2 protein-coding genes are annotated in these 2,294 nt (G+C 57.1%); one reads left to right on the top strand and one right to left on the bottom strand.

Going from position 1 to position 2,294, the window contains the following annotated elements; translation table 11 throughout:
- Window positions 1-405: 405 nt before the first annotated feature.
- Window positions 406-1,170 carry a sulfite exporter TauE/SafE family protein gene (locus tag RMSM_RS22955; RefSeq protein WP_008702041.1) on the top strand — a complete coding sequence of 255 codons (765 nt, stop codon included), beginning with the start codon at window positions 406-408 and terminating at the stop codon, window positions 1,168-1,170.
- Window positions 1,171-1,182: 12 nt separating this feature from the next.
- Here RMSM_RS22955 and RMSM_RS22950 read toward each other — a convergent pair.
- Window positions 1,183-2,294, bottom strand: a 1,112-nt coding sequence (locus RMSM_RS22950; protein ID WP_236622272.1) for a hypothetical protein, incomplete at its 5' end; no start/stop codon positions are given.

Raw genomic sequence — 2,294 nt, 5'->3', positions numbered from 1 at the left:
TATCCCGTGGCCTTACGGCCACGGCAGAGGATGTATCGGCCTCTGGCCTAAGCTGGACGTTCTGGTCAGCGGTCGGGTCTCACCTGCTAAGAGGGTGCCTTACGCCCTACGGGTCGCCGTTGCGACTCAATTTAGCCTGAACGTTAGAATGCTTCGTTTAACCGTTAGCCGGTAGGCGTACGCAAACCCATGCGACAACGCCTTCGGCTGACTGGTTTAACGATTAAGTCGACAAGCCGCCGGCGGCTTTCGTTCGATTAACGTATGCCCCCCGAAACTCTTGGCGAGTTTCGCTACGGAATGCTTTGACGGTGTTAGCGTCGATGGGAGGCCAGCGGACGGGTTCCGAGTCGTTTTCGATTTCGCTGCTTCTGAACCTGCCACTGGCTGGTTACACTACGGCGCATGATCAACGAAATCGTTTCCATTCTCCCGTTCGCATTGATTCTGTGCATCGGCATCTTTGTCCAATCCGCAGCCGGCTTTGCTGCCGGGCTGTTGATTGTCCCCGCGCTGATGTGGTGTGGCTATTCGATCCCCGAAGCCCAAACATCGCTGTTGGTCGCAACCATCCCTCAAAATCTATGGGGTGTGTGGACGCTTCGTGATGCGATCTCCTTTTCCAAATTGAAAGTCCCTGGCATCACGCGATTGGTGTTCTTGCCGATTGGCATCGCGGTGCTGCGAACGCTGGAGAGCTATTCGGTGATCACGCTTCGGCAAGTCGTCGGCGGTGTGGTGCTTGCGGTGACGATCGCCATGATGGTGCTGAGCCCTCGGCCGCGAACGTCGCTGCATCGCGGATGGGCCTTCCTTGCTTTCCCCCTATCGGGATTTCTGCAGGGGCTTGTCGGCATGGGCGGCCCGGCGCTTGTGTTCTGGGTACAGGCTCATGATTGGGACACGCGACGCATTCGTGGGTTTCTGTTTGGGATGTTTTTAATCAGCATGTTCCCCGCGATCGGGCTGCTGTATTACACCTTCGGCGCACGGATCATTCGTCCAGGTTTGCTGGCGGCTGCGATGACACCGCTGCTGTTGTTGGTCACGTTTGCCGGGCTACGTTTTGGAAATTGGCTTGGCCGGGCACGGTTGCGACGAATCACGCTGGGCATTCTGTTTGTGATGGGAATCGCAGGCCTTGCGGCACCCTGGTTGAGCGGTCGCTAAGATTCCTCGCCGCTAGCGTGTGAACGTCAGCACGACGCCGCCTTCGGTCCGTTCGGTGTCATAGTCTTGATTGTCCGAGGCGAAACGGTCGTGACCGGCCACCATCGCCAGCGTCAACGAATCGGTGACCGCGTACTGCAAACGGCCATGCAGCCGCCAAAAGAACTCGTCGCGAGCCACGGGGCCGGTGAAGTCGGCGTAGTCACGATAGCCGACGCCCCACGTTGGAATGAACTTCCATCGATCGCTGATGCACCAGCCTGTCGATCCATGCAGATTGACCGATTGGTAACGGTAGTCGGCTCCCTCGGTGTCCGCCGATTCGAGATCGATCCCTAACGAATAGGTCGGCAATCGATCCCAGCCGGTTTGAAAGAAACGGCTGATCCCCGCAGTCACCGTCGTGCCATCCAAGGATGTTGCCGCAGGATCGATGCCATCGTCGTTAAAATCCGACTGAGCTACCGTCACGTAACCGTAGATGGCATCCAAATCCGGCCGAATCAAAGTAAGCGAGGCGGTTGCCGAATGTCGGTCGCCGACTTGGTCGCCATCAAAAAAGTCGTTCGCAAAGATGTATTCCAAACGCCCGATCGCCTCGTTTTGACCAAGCTGAAAATCGCGTTCGAAGAAGGCTCCTGGCTGAAAGCTCGCCAGATTGAACTGCTCGAACTGTTGTTCGTTTGCGGTAAAGTAGCCGCGGAACATCGGCCCCATTCGCGTCGTTTCGGTGCGAATCCATTTCCAATCGAGATCAGGATTGGCAAACGCCTGGAAACTTGCCCCGTCGCTTTGCGCCAATTCACGACTGATTGGCGTCAACGTGATATTCGAGTTGTACAGCACCCCGGTCTCGAAAAAGACTCGCAGTCGACGAACCGGCGCCTCGACCTCGCTTTCGAGTTCGTCAAATCGCTGCTCCAGATTATCCGATCCATCAAACGACTGAATCGAATAGCTGGCTGGCTGGACCGTCTGCTCTGCCGCCGGCAAGGGCAGGGCGGATGCTGCGGGAAACATTTCTGCATCTGCGGCCGCCGGACTTGATGACACGACGGCAGTTGGCTGAACTCGAGGTATCCCCAGCCCAACTTGACTCAAACGACGATTCACCACGCCTTGCT

Source organism: Rhodopirellula maiorica SM1, assembly GCF_000346295.1.
GTDB lineage: Bacteria > Planctomycetota > Planctomycetia > Pirellulales > Pirellulaceae > Novipirellula > Novipirellula maiorica.
Note: the sequence above shows the minus strand (reverse complement) of the source record. Positions and strands in the feature narration are given on the sequence as shown.